At 71.7% G+C, this 18,710-nt stretch carries 16 protein-coding genes and 1 pseudogene; 10 read left to right on the top strand and 7 right to left on the bottom strand.

Annotated features, from left to right (window positions below; translation table 11 throughout):
- Positions 1 to 352: 352 nt before the first annotated feature.
- Positions 353 to 739, bottom strand: coding sequence for a cell division protein SepF (locus ACFY0F_RS28085; RefSeq protein WP_388799969.1), 387 nt, complete (start codon positions 737 to 739; stop codon positions 353 to 355).
- Positions 740 to 1,003: 264 nt separating this feature from the next.
- Between ACFY0F_RS28085 and ACFY0F_RS28080 the strand changes: the two genes are divergently transcribed.
- Positions 1,004 to 2,740, top strand: a complete 1,737-nt coding sequence (locus ACFY0F_RS28080; protein ID WP_388800381.1) for a hypothetical protein — start codon at positions 1,004 to 1,006, stop codon at positions 2,738 to 2,740.
- Between the two features lie 10 nt (positions 2,741 to 2,750).
- Here the strand turns inward: ACFY0F_RS28080 and ACFY0F_RS28075 are convergent, their stop codons facing one another.
- Complete coding sequence (locus ACFY0F_RS28075) at positions 2,751 to 3,266, bottom strand: YceI family protein (protein ID WP_388799966.1); 516 nt, start codon at positions 3,264 to 3,266, stop codon at positions 2,751 to 2,753.
- 131 nt (positions 3,267 to 3,397) lie between these two features.
- Here ACFY0F_RS28075 and ACFY0F_RS28070 point away from each other — a divergent pair, with 131 nt between their 5' ends.
- From ACFY0F_RS28070 to ACFY0F_RS28040, 7 genes are all read left to right on the top strand, one after another.
- Positions 3,398 to 3,892 (top strand): MarR family winged helix-turn-helix transcriptional regulator, encoded by a 495-nt coding sequence (locus ACFY0F_RS28070; RefSeq protein ID WP_388799963.1) that lies wholly within the window; start codon positions 3,398 to 3,400, stop codon positions 3,890 to 3,892.
- A gap of 114 nt (positions 3,893 to 4,006) precedes the next feature.
- A complete protein-coding gene (locus ACFY0F_RS28065; protein ID WP_388799961.1) occupies positions 4,007 to 5,815 on the top strand; it encodes a methylmalonyl-CoA mutase family protein in 1,809 nt (602 codons plus the stop codon).
- Positions 5,815 to 7,989: a methylmalonyl-CoA mutase gene (gene scpA, locus ACFY0F_RS28060; RefSeq protein WP_388799958.1), complete on the top strand. Its 2,175-nt coding sequence runs from the start codon at positions 5,815 to 5,817 to the stop codon at positions 7,987 to 7,989. Before ACFY0F_RS28065 ends, scpA begins: the two co-directional genes overlap by 1 nt.
- 5 nt (positions 7,990 to 7,994) lie before the next feature.
- Positions 7,995 to 8,990, top strand: a complete 996-nt coding sequence (meaB, locus tag ACFY0F_RS28055; protein ID WP_388799955.1) for a methylmalonyl Co-A mutase-associated GTPase MeaB — start codon at positions 7,995 to 7,997, stop codon at positions 8,988 to 8,990.
- Positions 8,991 to 9,230: 240 nt separating this feature from the next.
- The gene (locus ACFY0F_RS28050) at positions 9,231 to 10,565 is read left to right on the top strand and encodes a PP2C family protein-serine/threonine phosphatase (RefSeq protein ID WP_388799951.1); all 1,335 of its coding nucleotides are present in this window, start codon (positions 9,231 to 9,233) and stop codon (positions 10,563 to 10,565) included.
- Between the two features lie 109 nt (positions 10,566 to 10,674).
- Positions 10,675 to 11,742: an MASE1 domain-containing protein gene (locus tag ACFY0F_RS28045; RefSeq protein WP_388799948.1), complete on the top strand. Its 1,068-nt coding sequence runs from the start codon at positions 10,675 to 10,677 to the stop codon at positions 11,740 to 11,742.
- Positions 11,743 to 11,814: 72 nt separating this feature from the next.
- Positions 11,815 to 12,753, top strand: a complete 939-nt coding sequence (locus ACFY0F_RS28040; protein ID WP_388799945.1) for a hypothetical protein — start codon at positions 11,815 to 11,817, stop codon at positions 12,751 to 12,753.
- Here the strand turns inward: ACFY0F_RS28040 and ACFY0F_RS28035 are convergent.
- A complete protein-coding gene (locus ACFY0F_RS28035) occupies positions 12,734 to 13,609 on the bottom strand; it encodes an NAD(P)-dependent oxidoreductase (RefSeq protein WP_388799942.1) in 876 nt (291 codons plus the stop codon). The two genes, ACFY0F_RS28040 and ACFY0F_RS28035, sit on opposite strands and share 20 nt — an antisense overlap.
- Before the next feature lie 166 nt (positions 13,610 to 13,775).
- Between ACFY0F_RS28035 and ACFY0F_RS28030 the strand changes: the two genes are divergently transcribed.
- The gene (locus ACFY0F_RS28030; RefSeq protein ID WP_388799939.1) at positions 13,776 to 14,372 is read left to right on the top strand and encodes a TetR/AcrR family transcriptional regulator; all 597 of its coding nucleotides are present in this window, start codon (positions 13,776 to 13,778) and stop codon (positions 14,370 to 14,372) included.
- Between the two features lie 68 nt (positions 14,373 to 14,440).
- Here the strand turns inward: ACFY0F_RS28030 and ACFY0F_RS28025 are convergent.
- A pseudogene (locus tag ACFY0F_RS28025) lies at positions 14,441 to 14,881 on the bottom strand (carotenoid oxygenase family protein); the annotation flags it as partial.
- 3 nt (positions 14,882 to 14,884) lie between these two features.
- On the bottom strand, positions 14,885 to 15,445 hold the full coding sequence (locus ACFY0F_RS28020; protein WP_388799935.1) for a hypothetical protein: 561 nt from the start codon (positions 15,443 to 15,445) through the stop codon (positions 14,885 to 14,887).
- Positions 15,446 to 15,552: 107 nt separating this feature from the next.
- Here ACFY0F_RS28020 and ACFY0F_RS28015 point away from each other — a divergent pair, with 107 nt between their 5' ends.
- Positions 15,553 to 16,074, top strand: a complete 522-nt coding sequence (locus ACFY0F_RS28015) for a PadR family transcriptional regulator (protein ID WP_388799932.1) — start codon at positions 15,553 to 15,555, stop codon at positions 16,072 to 16,074.
- A 73-nt stretch (positions 16,075 to 16,147) separates the two neighbouring features.
- Here ACFY0F_RS28015 and ACFY0F_RS28010 read toward each other — a convergent pair whose 3' ends face one another.
- Both ACFY0F_RS28010 and ACFY0F_RS28005 read right to left on the bottom strand, forming a co-directional pair.
- Entirely contained in the window at positions 16,148 to 16,990 is an 843-nt protein-coding gene (locus ACFY0F_RS28010) for an RNA polymerase sigma factor SigF (RefSeq protein ID WP_388799929.1), read from the bottom strand.
- Between the two features lie 129 nt (positions 16,991 to 17,119).
- A complete protein-coding gene (locus ACFY0F_RS28005; RefSeq protein WP_388799926.1) occupies positions 17,120 to 18,703 on the bottom strand; it encodes an FMN-binding glutamate synthase family protein in 1,584 nt (527 codons plus the stop codon).
- Between the last annotated feature and the right edge of the window lie 7 nt (positions 18,704 to 18,710).

Raw genomic sequence — 18,710 nt, 5'->3', positions numbered from 1 at the left:
CTCAGCAGACCCCGCGGACCCCACGGGCCCGGCGAGGCCGACAGGCCGCGCGGACGCCACAGGCCCGACGGCCCCAACGGCCCCGGCAGACTTCGCGGACGCCACAGACTCGGCAAGCCCGGCGGACACCAAGGGCCCCGCAAGGCCGACAGACCCGGCAGACCCAGCGGGCCCCACGGGCTCGGCAGACCCAGCGGGCCCCACGGGCTCGACAGGACCGGCCGACTCGGCGGACACCGGCGGCACGGACGACACGGAAGGCATGGAAGATGCGGGCACGTCCGGACCGTAGGGCCGTTCCGGTGCGGCGAACCGTTACCTCTCGTGGACCTTCCTACGATCGGGGGACCGCTCAGCCCGACACGCCCACGCCCTCCATCAGTCCGCTGACCTCGGTTCCGGGCGGGGTCAGGAGGAACACGTTCCGGTCGACGCGGTGCATGCCGCTGCCCAGGCCGAAGACCACGCCCGTACTGAAGTCGAGGACGCGCTTGGCGACGTCCGTCTCGGCACCCGACAGGTCGAGCAGGACGGGTGCGCCCGCCATGACCGTCTCGGCGACGTCGCGGGCGTCCGCGAACACGTTGACCCGCAGTACCACGAACCGGCGGCGGGTCTCGGTCTCCGCGTCCGGCAGGGAGCGGTGGTTCACCGCGGACGGCCAGGCGTCACGGCCCCGCAGCGGCACGACCTGGGCGAGCCCCTCCCACTGTTCATCGGTGACGTCGTAATGGTTCACCGGCTGCCCCCGACCTGACTCGCACTCATTGCCTGCACCGGTCAATTCTTACGCCAAGTCACCCGTTCGGCCCAACAGCGACACGAAGCGCGACCGCCTCTCGCGCCCCGCCGTACCGTATTGACGGGTATGTCCGAAATCGTCGAGCGACGACATCTCCCCCGGTTCCTGCCGGATCGAGGCTTCTTACTGCCCTCACACCGGACTCTTCACCTCCGACCGCACCTCGCTCACCGCCTCCGATTACCGTCCGCTCTCGTGCACTTGGCAGAAACGCAACGAGTGACGCCCGGCCGGCGGATCCAGTCGGCGGTGTCCACCGACCCGGACTCACCCGCGCAGTGGCACCGCGTGCTGACCGTCCTCGCCGATGTGAGCCTCTTCATCGGCACCCGGACCGTGTGGACACAGGCGGCCACGCACCGCCCGGTGCTCGCGGCCCTCATCTCCGTCTGCTACGCGTCGATCCTGGCGACCGGCGTGCTGGCGCTGACGGTCCGCCGGTCCCGCTCGCTGGCGCGGCTGGACCTGCTGGTGCTGGTGACGGCGGTGACGCTCGCCCTGTGCACCTGGGCGCTGAACCACGGCGGCGGCGACGAGGCGGTCCTGACCACCCAGGCCGCCAGGGAACTGGTCGACGGGCACGCGATCTACGGACAGCCCTGGCCCTGGCTCTTCACCGGCAACCACAACGTGGCCCTCACCCCCACCGTGGACGGCGGCTACGACTTCACGTACGGCTATCCCCCGCTGGCCCCGCTGCTGACCGCGCCACTGCTGTGGCTGGGACACGGCGCCGCCGCCGCGACGGCCGCGAGCACCGGCGCGCTGATCGTCGGCGCGGTCGTGCTGTGGCGCATGCTGCCGGTGCCGTGGCGGTCGGCGGCGACGATGGCCTGTCTGGGCTTCGGCTTCCTGCCGACGTACGCCCGGCTCGGCTATCCGGCGATCATCGCGCTGGTCCTGCTGATTCCGGTCGTGGTGCGCTGGCCGCGGATCGGAGCGGGCGGGCGGCTCGGCGCGGCGGGGATCGCGCGGGCCGCGTGCCTGGGGGCTGCCTGCGCCGCGCAGCAGCTGCCCTGGTTCCTCGCACCGTTCCTGCTGGCCGGGATCTACGCGGTGCGCCGCGGGGAGCTGGGCGGCCGGGCGGCGGGACTGGTGGTGCTGCGGGTCACCGGGACCGCCGCCACGGTCTGGCTGTTGATCAACACGTACTTCATCCTGCACGAGCCGGGCACCTGGCTGGCCGGGATCGCGCTGCCGCTGACGCAGGGCGCGGTGCTGCACGGGCAGGGCCTGGTGGGCGTGTCGCTGTATCTGACCGACGGCAGCGACCGGCTGGACTGGTACAGCCACGCGAGCATGCTGCTGGCGGCGGCCCTGCTCGCGCTGTTCATGCTGTTCGTACGGCGGCTGGGGCCGGCGGCGACGGTGCTGCCCTGGTGCGCCTTCTACCTGGCGACCCGTTCGCAGGACGGCTACTACCTGATGATGACCCCGCTCTGGCTGGCGGCGGCGGTCACCACGCCCCTGTCGGCCTTCGCGGGCGCCTGGCAGCCGTGGCCCCCGCGGCTTTCCGGATCGCACCGGCGGACGGCCCGGATCACGGCGGCCGGGCTGCTGCTCGCCCCGGCCCTGGCCTGTGCGGCCGTGGCGGTGACGGGCACCCCGCCGCTGCGGATGGGGGTCACGTCGGCGCGCCAGGTGTCGGCGCACACGGTGTCGGCGGTGACCGTGCGGGTGACCAACAGGGCGGACGACGCCCTCACCCCGCACTACATGTTCACCACGGGCCAGGGGATGAGCCAGTACTGGACACTGGCGCGGGGTCCGGCCACGATCCCCGCGCACGCCACGGCGACGGTCGAACTCCGGGCGCCGCACGGGCGGTTCACCGTGCCCCGCCGGGCCGCCCGCATCCGGCTGCGCGCCTTCACGGCGACCCCGCAGACACTGTCCAGTCAGGATGTGCGGCTGGCCGGGACCGGCAAGGACGGCTGAGGGCCCGTGGTCAGGCCCCGGCCCTGGTGAACCGGAGCGCGGCGGTCACCGTGGTCAGGCCGCGCATCATGCCCAGTTGGTTCCAGCCCATGCCGAACTTGTCGCGGTCCACGGTGAACTCCGCCTCCACCGTGAGCGCTTCGGCGTCCGCGGCGGTCAGGCGCGCGGTGAAGGAGACCGGCCTGCTGATGCCCCGCACGGTGAGCTGACCGGTGACCCGCACGGTGTCGCCGTCGAGGCGGTCGGCGCCGCGGACCGCGAAGGTGATCTCCGGGTGGTTGTCGGCGTCGAAGAAGTCGGCGGACCGCAGGTGCTTGTCGCGCTTGGCGTGGCCGGTGTCCACGGAGGCGGCGTCCAGGGTCACGGTGCCGGTGGCGGAGCCGTCGGGCCGGACCTCGCCCCGGCCGCCGGTCGCGGCGAGGGTGCCCTTGACGGTGACCAGGCCCCAGAAGGTCTTGTGCCGTACGGCGACGGTGGAGGCGGTCGGATCGAGCTGCCAGAGGCCGGTTTCGACGGCGACGGTCATGGTCGTACTCCTGTCATCACAGCGGTCACGTCATCACAGCGGTCGCGCAGTGGTCCGAAAAGGTGGTCCAAATTTGGATGAGCTCACGCTAGCCGATAATCCAAATCTGGACAACGGTTAGACTCGACCGTATGGCCGAGCCCTTCGACGACCCCGCCGACCAGCCCGAGTGCCCCTTCTCGGGGGGCGGCGGGCTGCTTCCCGACGAGCTGCGCACCTGGATGGTCCTGCTCGCGGCGACCGGCGCGGTGGAACAGCGGCTGCGCTCGGTGGTGAAGGAGACCCTCGACGTCTCGCACGACGAGTTCCTGATCCTGTGCCTGCTCGCCGAGCAGCCGGAGGGTCTGCGCATGACCCGCGTCGCCGATCTCCTCGGCCGCCCCAAGACCCGGCTCACCTACCAGATCGCCTGTCTGCAGCACTCCGGTCTCGTCACCCGCAAGTCCGTGTGCGGCGACAAGCGGGGCGTCGAGGTCGCCCTCACCGAGAAGGGCCGGGGGCGGCTGCGGGAGGCCTCCGCCCGGCTCTCCGAGACCGTCAGCCGGGCCCTCGCCGAGACCATCGGGCCGACCCAGCGCGCGGCCCTGAGCGCACTGGTTCCGGACCTCGCGGACGACGCCCCCTGACCTCGGAAAACCGGCCGTCCGGCGCCGAAGAGGCACAGGTCACAGTCGACGCGAGGGCAACGTCACAACCCCTGCTCTGCTGTCGCTTAAGCCCTCTGCCCTAGCATCCGAGCCATGACGGTCCTGCCTGACGACGGGCTCTCACTGGCCGCCGAGTTCCCTGACGCGACACACGAGCAGTGGCAAGCCCTGGTCGAGGGCGTGCTGCGCAAGTCGGGCAAGGAAGTCTCGGGCGCGGCAGCAGAGGACGCCCTGTCCACGACGCTGGAGGACGGGCTGCGCACCCGTCCCCTGTACACCGCGCGCGACGGCGCGCCCGACCCCGGCCTGCCCGGCTTCGCCCCGTTCGTACGCGGCGGACGCCCCGAGGGCAGCACCGCGGGCGGCTGGGACGTACGCCAGCGGCACGTGGCGGCCGAGGACGGCGCGGTCCTGACCGATCTGGAGAACGGCGTCACCTCGCTCTGGCTCGTGCTCGGCGAGGGCGGCCTCCCCGTGGCCTCGCTCGGCAAGGTGCTCGACGGTGTCCTCCTCGACCTGGCGCCGGTCGTGCTCGACGCCGGCCGGGACGTGGAGGCCGCGGCCGGGGCGCTGCTGCGGCTGTACGAGGAGCGGGGCGTGGACCCGAAGGCGGTGCGCGGGGGCCTGGGCGCCGACCCGCTCGGGTACGAGGCGCGCACCGGCTCCCCCCTGGACTTCGCGCCGGTCGCCGCGCTCGCCGTCCGCTGCGCCGAGTCCCACCCCGGGCTGCGCGCGCTGACCGTGGACGCGCTGCCGTACCACGAGGCCGGCGGCTCGGCCGCGCAGGAGCTGGGCCTGTCCCTGGCGACCGGCGTGGCTTATCTGCGGGAGCTGACCGGGGCGGGCCTCACCGTCGAACAGGCCTTGGGGCAGCTCGAGTTCCGGTACGCGGCCACCGCCGACCAGTTCCTGACCATCGCCAAGCTGCGCGCGGCCCGCCGGTTGTGGGCGCGGGTGGCCGAGGTGTGCGGGGCGCCGGGCGCGGGTGCGCAGACGCAGCACGCCGTGACCTCGCCGGTGATGATGACCCGCCGCGATCCGTGGGTGAACATGCTGCGTACGACGGTGGCCACGCTGGCCGCCGGGGTCGGTGGCGCCGACGCCGTCACCGTGCTGCCGTTCGACCACGCCCTCGGCCTGCCGGACGCGTTCTCCCGTCGTATCGCCCGCAACACCTCCACGATCCTGGTCGAGGAGTCCCACCTGGCCCGGGTGATCGACCCGGCGGGCGGCTCCTGGTACGTGGAGCGGCTGACCGACGAACTCGCCGAGGCGAGCTGGGCCTACTTCCGCTCGGTCGAGGGCGACGGCGGCCCTGCGGCCGCCCTGCGCTCCGGCCGGATCCGCACGGACCTGGCGACGACGTGGGCGGAGCGTTCCAAGAAGCTCGCCAAGCGACGCGAACCCGTCACCGGCGTCAGTGAGTTCCCGCTGCTGGCGGAGAAGCCGGTGGAGCGCGAGCCCGCGCCCGAGCCGCCGTCCGGCGGGCTGCCGCGGGTGCGCCGCGACGAGGCGTACGAGGAACTGCGCGCCCGCTCCGACGCCCACCTCGCGGCGACCGGCGCCCGCCCCAGGGTCTTCCTGGCGACGATCGGTCCGGCCGCCGCGTACACCGCGCGCGCGACCTTCGCTGCCAACCTCTTCCAGGCGGGCGGCATCGAGCCGGTCGCCGAGGGCGCCTTCGAGGACAGCGGCGCCACCGAGGCCGTGCTGTGCTCCAGTGACGCGCTGTACGAGGAACAGGCCGGGCAGACCGCCGAGTTCCTCAAGGCTTCGGGCGCCCGGCACGTGTTCCTGGCGGGCCGGCCCGCCGAGTACGCGGGCGTCGACAGTTACGTGTTCGCGGGCTGCGACGTCGTCGCCGTGCTGTCCGCGACCCTCGACCGCATGGGAGTGTCCTGATGGGAATCCCCGACTTCTCCGGCATCGAGCTGGGGACGCCCGTCACCGGCGGCAGTGCCGAGGAGTGGCGTACGGCCGTCAAGCGGGCGACCGGGACCGAGGAGCCGCTGTGGGAGACCCCGGAGGGCATCGGGGTCAAGCCGCTGTACACCGGACGTGACCTGGAGGGCCTGGACTTCCTGGGGACGTACCCGGGCATCGCGCCGTACCTGCGCGGCCCGTACCCGACGATGTACGTCAACCAGCCCTGGACGATCCGCCAGTACGCGGGCTTCTCCACCGCCGAGGAGTCCAACGCGTTCTACCGGCGGAACCTGGCGGCCGGTCAGAAGGGCCTGTCCGTCGCGTTCGACCTGCCCACGCACCGGGGTTACGACAGCGACCATCCGCGGGTGACCGGCGACGTCGGCATGGCGGGTGTGGCGATCGACTCGATCTACGACATGCGGCAGCTCTTCGACGGCATTCCGCTCGACAAGATGACCGTGTCGATGACGATGAACGGCGCCGTGCTGCCGATCCTGGCGCTGTACATCGTGGCGGCGGAGGAACAGGGCGTACCGCCCGAGAAGCTGGCCGGGACCATCCAGAACGACATCCTCAAGGAGTTCATGGTCCGCAACACCTACATCTATCCGCCGAAGCCGTCGATGCGGATCATCTCCGACATCTTCGCGTACACCTCGCAGCGGATGCCCCGCTACAACTCCATCTCCATCTCCGGCTACCACATCCAGGAGGCCGGTGCGACGGCCGACCTGGAGCTGGCGTACACCCTCGCCGACGGGGTGGAGTACATCCGGGCGGGCCGGGAGGCGGGGCTGGACGTGGACGCGTTCGCGCCGCGGCTGTCGTTCTTCTGGGCGATCGGCATGAACTTCTTCATGGAGATCGCGAAGCTTAGGGCGGCCCGGCTGCTGTGGGCCAAGCTGGTCTCGCAGTTCGAGCCGAAGAACTCCAAGTCGCTGTCCCTGCGCACCCATTCGCAGACCTCGGGCTGGTCGCTGACCGCGCAGGACGTGTTCAACAACGTGACGCGCACGTGTGTGGAGGCGATGGCGGCGACGCAGGGCCACACCCAGTCGCTGCACACCAACGCCCTCGACGAGGCCCTCGCGCTGCCCACCGACTTCTCGGCGCGCATCGCCCGCAACACCCAGCTGCTCATCCAGCAGGAGTCGGGCACGACCCGGGTGATCGACCCGTGGGGCGGCAGCGCTTACGTGGAGAAGCTGACGTACGACCTCGCCCGCAAGGCCTGGCAGCACATCCAGGAGGTCGAGCAGGCGGGCGGCATGGCGCAGGCCATCGACGCGGGCATCCCGAAGCTGCGCGTGGAGGAGGCCGCGGCCCGCACCCAGGCCCGGATCGACTCCGGGCGGCAGCCGGTGATCGGCGTGAACAAGTACCGCGTCGACAGCGACGAGGCGATCGAGGTCCTCAAGGTCGACAACTCCTCCGTGCGCGCCCAGCAGATCGAGAAGCTGCGGCGGCTGCGCGAGGAGCGGGACGAGACCGTCTGCCGGGACGCCCTCGACGCGCTCACCCGGGCCGCCGACGGCGACGGCAACCTGCTGGAGCTCGCGGTGCACGCGGCCCGCGCCAAGGCGACGGTCGGTGAGATCTCCGACGCCCTGGAGAAGGTGTACGGCCGGCACGCGAGCCAGATCCGTACGATCTCCGGTGTGTACCGCAACGAAGCAGGCCAGTCCCCGAACGTGGACCGCACCCGTGCCCTGGTGGACGCCTTCGAGGAGGCCGAGGGGCGCCGGCCGCGCATCCTGGTCGCGAAGATGGGCCAGGACGGCCACGACCGCGGCCAGAAGGTGATCGCGACCGCCTTCGCCGACCTCGGCTTCGACGTCGACGTCGGCCCGCTGTTCCAGACCCCGGAGGAGGTCGCCCGCCAGGCGGTCGAGGCGGACGTCCACGTGGTCGGCGTGTCCTCGCTGGCCGCCGGTCACCTCACCCTCGTACCGGCGCTGCGCGAGAAGCTCGCCGAGGAGGGCCGGGAGGACATCACGATCGTGGTCGGCGGGGTGATCCCGCCGCAGGACGTGCCGGTGCTGCTGGAGATGGGGGCGGCGGCCGTGTTCCTGCCCGGGACGGTGATCCCGGACGCGGCGTACGACCTGGTGCAGCGGCTGGCGGCCGACCTCGGTCACGAGCTGTAGGCCCCATGGCAGCGATCGATCTCGACACCTATGTGAAGGGTGTGCTCGACGGGAAGCGGGCGATCGTGGCCCGCGCGATCACGCTCGTCGAGTCCACCCGGCCGCAGCACCGGGCGCTGGCGCAGGAGTTGCTCACCGAGCTGCTCCCGCACAGCGGCCGGGCGCGGCGGATCGGGGTGAGCGGGGTGCCGGGCGTGGGCAAGTCGACGTTCATCGACGCCTTCGGCACGCTGCTGACCTCGCTGGGGCACCGGGTGGCGGTGCTCGCCGTGGACCCGTCCTCGACCCGCACCGGCGGCTCGATCCTGGGTGACAAGACCCGGATGGAACGCCTCGCCGTGGCCCCGGCCGCGTTCGTGCGCCCCTCCCCCAGCGCGGGCACGCTGGGCGGCGTGGCGAAGGCCACCCGCGAGTCCATGGTGGTGATGGAGGCCGCCGGCTACGACGTGATCCTGGTGGAGACCGTCGGTGTCGGCCAGTCCGAGACCGCGGTCGCGAACATGGTCGACTCCTTCCTGCTGCTCACGCTGGCCCGCACCGGTGACCAGCTCCAGGGCATCAAGAAGGGCGTCCTGGAACTGGCCGACGTGATCGCCGTCAACAAGGCGGACGGCCCGCACGAGCGCGACGCCCGGGCCGCGGCCCGTGAACTGGCGGGCGCACTGCGGCTGATGCACGGCAAGGACGCGTTCTGGACGCCGCCGGTGCTCAGTTGCAGCGCGCGGGAGTCGGCCGGCCTGGACGTGGTGTGGGAGCGGCTGGAACAGCACCGCACCCTGCTGGACTCCACCGGGCGGCTCACCGCCAAGCGGCGGGGCCAGCAGGTCGACTGGACGTGGTCGATGGTCCGCGACGAACTGCTGGGCCGCCTGCACGCCGATCCGGCGGTACGGGAGGTCGCACCGGCGCTGGAACAGGCGGTACGGGACGGCTCACTGACGGCGACGTCGGCGGCGGAACGGATTCTGCGGGCGTTCCGGGGGACGGCCGGCCCTTCCTGAAGGGACGGTCCCGGGGAGAAGATCGCCGCCGGGGGCCGGCGTCATCCGGGTGTGGCATGCTGAATTCCACACGATGACCGTTTTGCCTGTTTCGTCGTATCCCTTGTGGTCACGAGTGTGGTCTCGAGCGATCGGATCAGGATCGTGTCAGGAGGCCGGAATGCACTTCACCGCGACCGGCACCGCATGCCGCCGGCTGAAGGTGGCCGAGAGCCGACATCCCAGCACCGGGCGATCGTGATGGCGGGAAGGGAGGCCTGGCCGGCGTCACAGGAACCGGACCTTCCCGAGCTGCACCTGCGCCTGCGTGCGGAGGTGGGCCGGATCGACGCGCAGTTGCAGGCCATGCTGGCCGCCATGGACCGGCTGCAGGGCCTGCTGGACGCGGTGGTGAACATCAGCCGGGAGGTGGAGCTGCCCGCGGTGCTGCATCGCATCGTGACCACCGCCATGGACCTGGTCGGTGCCCGCTACGGGGCACTCGGCGTCCTCGACGCGTCCGGCGAGCACCTGGAGCAGTTCATCCCCGCCGGTCTGTCGGAGGAGGAGCACGCCGCTCTGGCCGGGACCGGCCTGCCGCGCGGCCTGGGCGTCCTCGGGCATCTGATCCACCACCCCGAACCCCTGCGGGTCGACCACATCCGCACCCATCCGTCGTCCGTCGGGTTCCCGCCCGGCCACCCCCACATGGGCACCCTGCTCGGCGTCGCCATCAGTGTGCGCGGCGAGATCTACGGCGACCTGTACCTGTCCGAGCGGCGCGACGGACAGCCCTTCGACGTCAACGACGAGAACGTCGTCGTCGCCCTGGCCACCGCCGCCGGCATCGCCATCGAGAACGTCCGCCTGTTCGAGCAGGTGCGCGTCGGCGCCGAGCAGTTCCAGCGGCTGCTGCTGCCGGCCCTGCCCGATCTGCGGCCCTTCACCGCCGCTGCCATCTACCGGCCGGCCACCGAGCCCAGCCAGCTCGGCGGGGACTGGTACGACGCCATCCCGCTGCCCGGCGACGTCGTGGCGGTCGTCATCGGGGACGTGGTCGGCCACGACCTGAAGGCCGCGGCGGCCATGGCCTCCACCCGCAACATGCTGCGCGCCCTGCTGTTCGACGGGAGCGGTCCGCCCGGCACGGTCCTCGCCCAGCTCGACCGCGCCCTGCAGGCCATCACCGACAATCCGGTCACGACCACCACGCTGGCGCGCATCGAACCGGAGGGTGCGGCCTGGCGGCTCCACTGGAGCACCGCCGGGCACGTTCCGCCGCTGCTGCTCGTCCCCGGGCGCCGGGCGGAATACCTGTTCGCCGAACCAGGGCTGCCGCTCGGCGTCGACCCCGAGCAGCCCCGCCCCAACCACTCCCGGCCGCTCCCCGCGGGCGCCACCGTGCTCTTCTACACGGACGGGCTGATCGAACACCCCGGGCACGCCATCGACGACAGCCTGGACGAGCTCACCGACCTCGCCACCCGGTACACCGGCCTGCCCCTGCAGGACTTCGTCCGGGCACTGGCCGACCACCATCCCAGCGACGGCCACGACGACATGGCCATCCTCGCCCTGCGCACCCCGCGGTCCTGACCCGACTCGAGGGTGATCGCGCTCGCCCGTGACCCCGCGACCGTGCCGTGGAGGATCCGGGAGATCCGGCGGATGATGGGCTGCAGGGCGTCGATGCGGAGGTCGCCCGATGACTGTCGCGCGGAACGAGCGGCTCCGGCGCGACGGCGTGATCGCCCTCGAGATCTGCGCCGTGGCCGCGCTGTACTACGGGTCGGCCGAGCTGGGTCTGCTGCAGCAACTGGTGCGCGGCCAGGTCACCCCGCTGTGGCCGCCCACCGGTATCGCCGTGGCCGGTCTGCTCGTCCTCGGCCTGCGGGTCTGGCCCGGGATCGCGCTCGGCGCGCTGCTCGCCAACGTCACGCTCGGGCCGTCGGTCTGGGCCGTGCTCGCGATCGCGGCGGGAAACACCCTCGCACCGGTCTGCGCGTACCTGATGCTGCGCCGTGCGGGGTTCCGCTGCGAACTGGACCGGCTGCGGGACGCGCTCACGCTGATCTTCCTCGGTGCGTTCACCGGGATGCTGGTCAGCGCGACCATGGGCAGCGGAACCCTGCGCCTCTCCGGGGTGCTGAGTGCCAGTGGGTTCTGGCCGGCATGGTCGGTCTGGTGGACCGGTGACGCGATGGGCGTACTGCTGGTGACGCCGGTCCTGCTCGTCCTGCGCTCGGCGCACCGGCCGAGGGACGTCCCGCCGGCCCGCTGGGTGGAAGGGCTGCTGCTGGCGGTGGCCACCGTCGGCGTCGGTGTCATCCAGACCGGCCCCACACCGCTGCTGTTCCTCTGCTTCCCGCTGCTGATCTGGGCGGCCTTCCGCTTCCAGTTGGCCGGGGCCGCGCCCTGCGCCCTGGTCGTGTCGACCTTCGCGATCCTCGCCGCCACCAGGGGGGCCGGACCGTTCGCCGGTCACGACCTGCTCAGCCGCATGACCACGCTGCAGGCGTTCAACGGGTCCGCCGCACTGACGACACTCATCCTCGGAGCAGCCGTCAGTGAGCGGAACCGGACCCAGAGGGAGATCGCGCGGGCCTGCGGGCAGCTCGCCGAGATGGTGACCAGGATGGCCACCGGAGGCCGTGGGCCGGCGCTCGACCGCGACGGCGGACTCGACCGCGGCGGTGGACTCGACCGCGGCGGTGGACTCGACCGCGGCGGTGGAAGGGAAGAACACAGCGGGCCTACCAGGCGACCGGCCTGAGTACGGTATCCCGCCGGCGGAACTGTGGGCTCCACCACTGCACCCGTGAACCCGGCCTGCTCAACTGGCCTGATGCGAAGATCCACCCCCCTCGTGCTTCTTCTCGCCGCCTGCGGCGCACTGACCGCCTGCGATCTCCCCGGCACCCACCACACGGCGGCCTCCGACAAGGACCTCAACACCCTCACCGCGCTGCCCCTGGACCGCTACGGCTTCGACCGCGCCGACCACAAGCTCCTCAACGAGGCACGGTGGACCCTGGGCAAGAAGTGCATGGTCGGCCTCGGCTTCCCCGGCTTCACCGCGCTCGCCCCGCCCAGCGCCGATCCGGCCAGGCCCGACGAGCCGGGCACGGTCCGCCTCCCTTCCGCGGACCTGGACCTCGGCGACAAGCCGTACGGGATCGACGACCCCGGCCAGGGGGCGAAGACCGGCTACCACAGCCCCTCCCCCGCGGTGGAGAACCGGAAGTGGCCGATGGACCAGTATCTCGCCCTCACCGGGGACTTCCGGCACGGTGACGCCAGGCAGGCGCACGGTCACCGCATCCCCGAGGGCGGCTGCCTCGGCCAGGCCGACCGGCGCATCTACGGCTCCCGCCCGGAGCAGGACACGCTCGGCGGGATCCGCTTCAAGGGCTACGAGCTGACCTTCATACGCCTGATGCGCCAGGCGAACGGCGAGGCCGCCAAGGATCCGGCGCACCGGCGGGCGGACAAGACGTGGTCGTCGTGCATGAAGAAGGAGGGGTTCTCCTTCAAGGACCCCGACGACGCCCAGTACCAGGCGGAATGGTTCGCCGGCGAGAAGGCGTCGCGGAAGGAGCGCCGCGCGGCCGAGGCCGACGCGAACTGCAAGCGGAGCACCGGTTACATCAAGGCCGTGCACGAGGTGGACGTACGCATCGAGAAACGGCTCATCGCGAAGAACCGCACCCTGCTGGACGGCGTCGTACGCCGCAACCGCGCCGCTCTGCGCAACGCCCGGACGATCACCGAAGGCCGGTCGTGACCTGTCGGCCCGGGGCCCCCGCCGTGCGTGCCTCCAGCGCGTGCAGGACGGCCACCATGTCCTCGTCGCCGTGTCCGCGCGCCACGGTCTCCTCGTAGAGGGCGTGGCAGACGTCGAGGAGGGGGGAGGCCAGGCCGGCCTTGCGGGCGGACTCGGCGATCAGCCGGTTGTTCTTCAGCACGTCCGCGGCCGCCGCCTGGACGGCGAAGTCACCGGCCAGCAGCTTGGCCGCCTTCACCCGGGAGACGGCGCTGGCCATCGGGCCGGCGTCCAGGACGTCCCGGAGCAGGCGCTGGTCGAGCCCGTGCCGGCCGGCGAAGTGGAAGGCCTCGGTCAGACCGGTGACCAGGCTGATCAGAAACAGGTTCACCGAGAGCTTCATCAGCAGCGCCCCCGGGACGGCACCGCAGTCGAACGTCTCGCGGCACATGGGCGCGAGCAGGGGCCGTACGGCCCGCACGGCGTCGTCGTCGCCCGCCAGCATCGCCACCAGCTCCCCCTGTTCCGCCGGGACCCGGGAGCCGGAGACCGGGGCCTCGACGTAGCGTCCGCCCGCGGCCACGGCGGCGTCCCGCAGGCCGGCCGAGTACTCGGGCGAGGTCGTGCCCATGTGGACGACGGTGCGGCCGGCGAGACGCGCGGCGAAGGCCGGTGTGCCCCGCCCGAGGACGGCGTCCACGGCGGTCTCGTCGGCCAGCATGAGGAAGGTGGTCTCCGCCCGTTCGAAGACCTCGGCGGGGCTCGACGCCACCCGGGCCCCGGCGGCCCGCAGGGGCTCGCACCGGGCCGCGGTGCGGTTGAAGACGACGACCGGCGTCCCGGCGCGCACGAGGTTGAGCGCCATGGGCTGTCCCATGACTCCGAGCCCGATGAAACCCGCACCTACGAAACCTGCGTCCACGCCGCACCGCCGAGCCGATTCCCGTTATGACAGCGGTCATAGTAGCGGCACCTATGACGTCGGTCATAGGGTGGCGCGGGAACACCCGGCACATGGCTCGGGAGAACGGGACGGATCGGGGATGACGGTGTCCGAACGGGGACCGCGGGAGCGGATGGTCTTCAGCGCGGCCCAGCTCATCCGGCGCGAGGGGGTCGCCGCCACGGGGATGCGCGAGGTCGCCGCCCACGCGGAGGCGCCGCGCGGTTCACTGCAGCACTACTTCCCCGGGGGCAAGGAGCAACTGGTCAACGAGGCGGTGGGCTGGGCGGGCCGGTACGCGGGCAACCGTGTCGCCCGTTTCCTCGCCGCGCTGCCCGAGCCGACGCCCAGCGGCCTGTTCACCGAGATGGTGCGGCAGTGGACCGACGAGTACCGGACCGAGGGCTTCGCGGGCGGCTGCCCCGTCGCCGCCGCGACGGTGGACTGCGCGGAGTCCACCGGGTCCACCCGTCAGGCCGCGGCCGCCGCGTTCGCCGCCTGGACCCGCCCGGTGGCCCTGGCACTGACGGACATGGGCGTGCCCGAGGACCGGTCCGGAGCGCTCGCCACGCTCATGATCAGCTCCCTGGAGGGGGCGATCCTCCTGGCCCGGGCCGAGCGGGACGTCCGCGCCCTGACGACGGTGGCCCGGGAGCTCGGCCCGCTCCTCGACGCGGCGGTGCGCCCGGCCGGCTGATCACCGCGGTCGACGCCCACCGCTTCAGCGCGCTGCAAGGGGCTGCTGACGACCGCCGCGATCGCCATGGCGGTCATGGCGGTGTGCAGCCGGCCGCCGAAGTCGTAGGGGCCCTTGGTGTCCAGGTCGCGGGTCAGCTCGTAGGGCAGGGCGGTCTCGACGAGGGCGAGGGTGCGTCCGGCGTGCCGGACGACGTGCGTGTGGGCGGGTCCGGCGGTGAGGTCGCGGCGCCCCTGGCCGTCGCACATCCGCGCCCCGTCGGTGAAGCTGCTGGTGCGGACCCACCGGTTGCGGTACGAGACCGCGCGCCCGTCCTCGATGCGCAGGCCGTGGACCATGCCGTCCCCGAAGAACCAGTGTCCCAAGGCCGCGTCGGCCGGGTTGGGGCCGTTGCGTACGTACCAGCCGTCCAGGGCGGGCGGGAGCGTGCCGGTGACCGGCAGGTCGTGGGCGGTGAGTTCCTCGGGGACCGGGGCGTAGTTGCCGGCGAGGTGGCGGGGGGGTGGGGCTGCTCACCGGGCCACCTGCCCGGCCTTGGCCTGGACGTGGGCGACGTAGCGGACGGTGAAGACCATCGGGACGACGAAGCCGGCGATCTGGACGATGGTCGCGGTGGCCGAGTGGGCGTGTCCGGAGTGCGCGACGAGCGCGAGGACGACGGCGGTCACGGCGAAGGCGGCGGTCCACACCGCGGTGATGACGACGTTGGTCCGGATGAACGGCTTGAGTCCCCACACTTCGCGGGGGGTGGTCCGCTTGGCGATGCCGAGGGTGAAGGGCCTGCCGACGGCCAGCGAGACACCCGCGATGACGGCGAGGGTGCCGGAGGAGAGGGCCGCGGAGTAGTCGTGGACGCCGGAGTGCGGGTCGGCGAAGGCGATGACCGTCAACACCGCGAAGAAGACGGCCGAGCCCAGCTCGATGATCAGCGCGTCCCATCCGGTTCCGGCCCGCCGCTGCTGGGCGATGACCACCACGGCGACGACGAGCGCGGCCAGGGCGCCCCACTGCCAGCTGCCGGAGGGCAGTACGGCGAAGACGATCCACGGCAGGAACGTGCGCAGATAGGACATTGCTCTCTCCCCATGAGTGTCCCGGCCGCTGCCGGGTTCCTCTTTCGACATGTCAAAAGTAGAAGGTCCACTGGCGACATGTCAACAGTGGAAGGTAGAGTGGGGGCATGAGCCTCAGACACGCACTCCTCGGCCTGCTCACGGAGCGCACCGCGAGTGGCTACGACCTGCTGAAGCGCTTCGAGACGTCCTTGGCCAACGTCTGGCCGGCGACGCAGAGCCAGATCTACACGGAGCTGACGAAGCTCGCGGACACCGGCCTGATCACGGTGGCCGCGGAGGGCCCGCGCGGCCGCAAGGAATACGCCCTCACCGACGAGGGTCTGGCCGAGCTGCGGCACTGGCTCACGGAGACGAAACCCCAGCGGACCACCCGCAGCGACGTCCTTCTGCGCGTCTTCTTCCTCGGCGTCCTCGAGCCCGACCAGGCCCACGCCTATCTGACCGACCTGACCGACCAGTCCGCCGAGCTGCACGAGGAGCTCCGCCGCCTCGTCGACGCCGTCGACTGGGACGACGACAACCTCTCGGTCTACGGGCGTATCGCCCTGGAGTACGGACTGCGGTTCTACGAGATGCGGCGGGAGTGGGCGGCTTGGGCGGCCGAGCAGGTGAAGCAGGTGAAATGAGGATCACCGTCAGGGCGCTCGGCCCCCTCCATGAGGGGGCCGAGCGCCCTGACGGTGATCCGGGAAGAACGGCTCAGCGGGTGCTGAGCATGCCCTCGCGCAGGCGGGCCAGGAGGCGGTTGATCAGGCGGGAGACGTGCATCTGGGAGACGCCGAGGCGTTCGCCGATCTGGGCCTGGGTGAGCTCCTCGACGAAGCGCCAGTGGATGATCTTGCGGTCGCGTTCGTCGAGTTCGGCGATCATCGGTGCGAGGGCGTGGAAGTCCTCGACCAGGCCGAGCGCCGGGTCCTGGTCGCCGATGAAGTCGGCGAGCGCGGCTTCGCCGTCCTCGCTGCCGTTGATCGCGGCGTCCAGGGAGGCCGACCGGTAGCCGTTGGAGGCCAGCTGCGCCTCCACCACCTCGTCCTCCGGCAGGCTCATCAGCTCGGAGAGTTCCTTGATGGTCGGCGTCCGGCCCAGCCGGCTGCTCAGCTCCTCCTTGGCGCGCGCCAGCTGGACGCGGGCCTCCTGCAGCCGCCGGGGCACGTGCACGGCCCAGGAGGTGTCGCGGAAGAACCGCTTGATCTCGCCGACGATGTAGGGCACGGCGAAGGAGGTGAACTCCACCTCGCGGGACAGCTCGAACCGGTCGATCGCCTTGATCAGTCCGATCATGCCGACCTGGACGATGTCCTCCATCTCCTCCGGGCCGCGGCTGCGGAACCGGCCCGCCGCGTAGCGGACGAGGGACATGTTCATCTCGATCAGCGTGTTGCGCGCGTAGCTGTACTCAGGGGTGCCTTCCTCCAGCACCGCGAGCTGGTCGAAGAACAGCTTCGACAGCTCCCGCGCGTCCTTGGGGCTGACCTGGGACGGGTCGGCGATCTCCGGTACCTCCACCGTCCGCTCGGTAGTCTGCACGGTCGTCGTCGCCATGATGCGCCCCTCCCAGTCGATCGGTCTCTCCCCGCCGGTCCGCTCACCGACGATCAGCCGCCTACCCCGGCTCGACACGCGTATGCACGAATGTTCCCGCACCTGCGACGACCGTGTCGGTGCGCGCGGTCAGACGGTGAACCGGTCGGGGTCGGCGGCCTTCCAGTCGGCCGCCCAGGACTGGGGAGCCCCGGCGAGCAACTGCCCTGGCTCGAGCCACTCGTACAGTTCCTCGTAGGAACGCTCGGTGTAGGGGTCGATGCGCCGGCGGAGCATGTGCGGGCGGAGATCGGCGGGATCGGTGACGCCCATGGACGCCATGATCTGCAGGGCGCTGGCCACGGTCGCCTCCTGGAAGCGCTGGACGCGCGGCGTCTTGTCGCGGACGTCGAGGGCACGGGCGCGGCGGGGGTCCTGTGTCGTCACACCGGTGGGGCAGGTGTTGGTGTGGCACCGCTGGGCCTGGATGCAGCCGACGGCGAACATCATCGCCCGTGCGGCGTTGCCGTAGTCGGCGCCCTGCACCATGCGTTTGACCAGGTCGGTCCCGGTGGCGATCTTGCCGCTCGCACCCACCTTGATCCGGTCGCGCAGGCCCGCGCCGACGAGGGCGTTGTGCACGGTGAGCAGCCCCTCGGTGAGCGGGGTGCCCACGTGGTCGGCGAACTCCAGGGGCGCGGCCCCGGTGCCGCCTTCGCCTCCGTCCACGATGACGAAGTCGGGGGCCGTGCCTTCGGCCAGCATGGCCTTGCACACGGCGAGGAACTGCCGGCGCGAGCCCACGCACAGTTTGAACCCGGTCGGCTTGCCACCGGACAGCTCTCGCATCCGGGCGATGAAGCGGACGAGCTCCCGCGGGGTGGAGAACACCTTGTGGTACGGCGGCGAGATCACGGTCCGCCCCTCGGGCACGTCGCGCACCTTCGCTATCTCGGCATTGACCTTCGCGCCCGGCAGCACCCCGCCGATGCCCGGTTTGGCGCCCTGCGACAGCTTCAGGGACACGCACTTGACGTGATCGTGCGCGGCCTTGTCGGCGAACTCGGCGGGGTCGAAGTCGCCGTCCCGGGTACGGCAGCCGAAGTACCCGGTGCCTATCTCCCAGACCAGGTCCCCGCCGGGCCTGAGGTGGTACTCCGAGAGGCCGCCCTCGCCGGTGTCGTGGGCGAATCCCCCGGCCTTCGCGCCGCCGTTGAGGGCGAGGACCGCGTTGGCCGACAGCGAGCCGAAGCTCATCGCCGACACGTTCAGCAGCGCCATGTCGTAGGGGCGACTGCAGTCGGGGCCGCCGATCCGCACCCGCGGGGGTGTCTTCGGCACCGGACACGGAGCCATCGACGGCACCAGGAACTCATAGCCGGGCAGGTAGACGTCCCGTTCGGTGCCGTACGGCTGCTCGGCGTCCGTGCCCTTCGCCCGCTCGTAGACGATGGTGCGGACATCCCGGTCGAAGGGACGGCCGTCGAAGTTCCGCTCGATGAAGTACTGCTGCAGCTCCGGGCGGATCCGCTCCAGGAGGAAGCGGGCATGCCCCAGAACAGGATAGTTGCGCAGGACCGAATGCCGACGCTGCAGCAGATCCGCCGCGCCCAGCAGACCCAGCAGGACGAGCGGTACGGCGGCCGGCCACCACCAGGGTGAGAGCCCGACCGCGGCAACGGCCGCCACCAAGCCGGCGGCCAGAGTCAGGACGACGATAGCGATGCGTGTCACCCCTCGC

The organism is Streptomyces sp. NPDC001544, from assembly GCF_042894285.1.
Classification (GTDB): domain Bacteria; phylum Actinomycetota; class Actinomycetes; order Streptomycetales; family Streptomycetaceae; genus Streptomyces.
Note: the sequence above shows the minus strand (reverse complement) of the source record. Positions and strands in the feature narration are given on the sequence as shown.

What these genes read in the sequence shown, in the direction of transcription:
- ACFY0F_RS28075 (WP_388799966.1), bottom strand. Translation starts at nt 3,266, where the DNA reads ATGACCGTCGCCGTCGAAACCGGCCTCTGGCAGCTCGATCCGACCGCC.
- ACFY0F_RS28070 (WP_388799963.1), top strand. Translation starts at nt 3,398, where the DNA reads ATGGCCGAGCCCTTCGACGACCCCGCCGACCAGCCCGAGTGCCCCTTC.
- ACFY0F_RS28065 (WP_388799961.1), top strand. Translation starts at nt 4,007, where the DNA reads ATGACGGTCCTGCCTGACGACGGGCTCTCACTGGCCGCCGAGTTCCCT.
- scpA (WP_388799958.1), top strand. Translation starts at nt 5,815, where the DNA reads ATGGGAATCCCCGACTTCTCCGGCATCGAGCTGGGGACGCCCGTCACC.
- meaB (WP_388799955.1), top strand. Translation starts at nt 7,995, where the DNA reads ATGGCAGCGATCGATCTCGACACCTATGTGAAGGGTGTGCTCGACGGG.
- ACFY0F_RS28050 (WP_388799951.1), top strand. Translation starts at nt 9,231, where the DNA reads ATGGCGGGAAGGGAGGCCTGGCCGGCGTCACAGGAACCGGACCTTCCC.
- ACFY0F_RS28045 (WP_388799948.1), top strand. Translation starts at nt 10,675, where the DNA reads ATGACTGTCGCGCGGAACGAGCGGCTCCGGCGCGACGGCGTGATCGCC.
- ACFY0F_RS28040 (WP_388799945.1), top strand. Translation starts at nt 11,815, where the DNA reads ATGCGAAGATCCACCCCCCTCGTGCTTCTTCTCGCCGCCTGCGGCGCA.
- ACFY0F_RS28035 (WP_388799942.1), bottom strand. Translation starts at nt 13,609, where the DNA reads ATGGGACAGCCCATGGCGCTCAACCTCGTGCGCGCCGGGACGCCGGTC.
- ACFY0F_RS28030 (WP_388799939.1), top strand. Translation starts at nt 13,776, where the DNA reads ATGACGGTGTCCGAACGGGGACCGCGGGAGCGGATGGTCTTCAGCGCG.
- ACFY0F_RS28020 (WP_388799935.1), bottom strand. Translation starts at nt 15,445, where the DNA reads ATGTCCTATCTGCGCACGTTCCTGCCGTGGATCGTCTTCGCCGTACTG.
- ACFY0F_RS28015 (WP_388799932.1), top strand. Translation starts at nt 15,553, where the DNA reads ATGAGCCTCAGACACGCACTCCTCGGCCTGCTCACGGAGCGCACCGCG.
- ACFY0F_RS28010 (WP_388799929.1), bottom strand. Translation starts at nt 16,990, where the DNA reads ATGGCGACGACGACCGTGCAGACTACCGAGCGGACGGTGGAGGTACCG.